Annotated in this window: 2 protein-coding genes; both read right to left on the bottom strand. The window is 35.1% G+C overall.

Features of this window, described 5'->3' with window-relative positions; genetic code table 11:
- On the bottom strand, positions 1-1,854 hold a 1,854-nt coding region (locus tag CX675_RS19590), incomplete at its 3' end, for an OmpA family protein (protein WP_130736951.1).
- Between the two features lie 18 nt (positions 1,855-1,872).
- Positions 1,873-2,461 (bottom strand): PorP/SprF family type IX secretion system membrane protein (locus CX675_RS20240; RefSeq protein WP_240723700.1); only part of this gene is annotated, 589 nt, incomplete at its 5' end.

The following is a 2,461-nucleotide window of genomic DNA, read 5'->3' on the forward strand; positions in this document are numbered from 1 at the left end:
GAATTCTGAGCGTCTGTTTTGTGCGTGTTCTTCTTCGGTACACTCTTTACAAGGTACTTTTGGTTCGCTTTCTCCAAATCCTTGTCCAGAGATTCGCTCTTTACTAATTCCTTTCGAGATAATATATTGTACTGTTGCTTTGGCTCTTCTATCAGATAAGTCTAAGTTGTATTTATCCTTACCTCTGCTATCGGTATGTGATTTTGCAAAAATAACCATCTCAGGATGCTCGTTCATTACCACTACTAACTTGTCTAGTTCTTCTGCTCCTTGTGCCGTTATGTTGCTTTTGTTGAACTCAAAGTAAATTGGTTGTAAGATAACTTCTGTTTCGGTAATAATTGGTTTTATAGGCTCTAAATAAGCTTCTACAATAGTAGAACCGTTTGGCGAAGCTGGCATGGTAAAAATTCCATCTTCAAACCCTTCTTTAGATACTTTAAAGCTGTATTCTTTATCACATTGGATTTCAAAACTTTGTCTTCCTGTACCATCACTTGAATTGCTTGTTACTAAAGAATTCGTATCATCTAGCACATGAATTAAAGCGCTTTCGATAGCTTTTCTTGTCGTTGCATTTTTAACCACTACAATAGCATTTACACCACATATTGGGCTTGCCATATACAGGTTGTCAACGCCTCCTTCTCGATTACTTGAGAAAATAGCTGCTTTTTTAGAAGCATTATAACTAAACGCAAAATCATCTTTAGCTGTGTTTACAGGCTCTCCTACATTAATAGGAGCTGCATTGGTGTTTAAATCTGCTTCAAATATATCAAACCCTCCAAAACCTTGTTTGGTATCCGAAGAGAAGTATAATATGTTTTCGCTAGTAATGGATGGAAAACTTTCGTTTCCTGGCGTATTAATTTTATCTCCTAAGTTCTCTGGTGTACCATATTCGTCTCCATTAACACTTACTTTCCAAATATCTTCTCCTCCAAAACCACCTGGCATATCCGATGAAAAATACAATGTTTTACCATCCTGACTAATGCTTGGGTTACGTAAAGAGTATTCGATATTGTTTATTGGAAGTGGTGTTAAACCAGTCCATTTACCGTCTTTTTTAGTAGCTTTATATAAATACATTCTACTAAATCTAGATTTCTTATCGTCTGATTTTTCAAATTTATTTTCATTAAAACTCTCGCTAGTAATGTACATGGTGTTACCATCTGCCGTTACTGTTGCAGGACCATCATGCCATTTGGTATTCACGCTTTCTACTAAAGTAGCTTCGCTAGTTGTACCATCGGCATTGTAAGTAGCTTGGTAGACATCCAAATACGGTTGGTCGTTCCATCCGTAGGTTTTTCTAGCTTCATTACGAGCGCTGGTAAAGTATATCGTATTATCGTCTGTTATGATACCTCCAAAATCTGACTTTGCACTACTTAAGGCAGACGATTTAATCTCAAAAATAGGTCTTTTAGATTTTAATTCGGTTAGGTAGTCTGGGTTATTCTTAAAAGTAACCGCTCTTTCATCGTTTGGTTTTAGCTGTGCAAATTCTTGCATTTGCTTTTGCGCTTGCTCGTAATTTCCTTCCGCTTTTAGCATTTGTGCATAGCGGTAATATACCTCTGCATCTTTAGGTTTAGAGGCTACTACTTTCTCATACCATTTGATAGCTTCAGTAGTATTAAACATATTGTAATAACTATCTGCTAATCGTTGTTGAACATAGCTATCCTCATAGCCTTTTTCTGTTAATTTTAAATACGCTGAGGCAGCATCAATATATTCAAATCGATCGTATAGTTTATCGGCATCCTTGGTCTTGGCGTTTTGTGCACTTAGCATTCCACTAGCGATTACAAAACTTAAGGTTATATATAGTTTCTTCATGTCTTTATCGCTTTTAAATTAAAAATATCGTGGTGAACGAGAGACTTTCTTCGGGAAATTCAAATCGAATAACAAGATAATCTCGTGAGAAGAAGGAGTGGTTACTTTCAAATCTGATACAATGTGATCGTAAGCATATCCAATTCGTAAATTTGGAGAAATAGCATAATTAACCATACCTCCAAAACTATCATCTAATCTATAGGTAGCTCCAATTTCAAATTTCTCATTGAATAAGAAATTAGTAGACACATCTAATGAAGGCGATATATTAAAAGCCGATTTTAACATAAAGAAGGGTTTGAATTTTATTTTATCGTTCAAATCAAACACATAACCTCCTGTTAAAAAGTAATGACTCGTTTCTGATCCAAATTCTACTTGGTCATTGTTTACACGTAAATCCAAGTGTTTTGACTTTAACATATTAGGCACAGAAAAAGCTAAATAATACTTGTTGGTGTAATAAAAAAGTCCGGAACCAATATTAAAATACGTATTACTGATATCTTGTGAAAAAGCAGGATCGCCTGGTTGTGGTACAAACCCATTTCCAATATCGCTAAATAAACCTACTTTATGAAATGTTAATCCTGTTTTAATACCA

Source organism: Flavobacterium sp. J27 (assembly GCF_004303025.1).
GTDB lineage: Bacteria > Bacteroidota > Bacteroidia > Flavobacteriales > Flavobacteriaceae > Flavobacterium.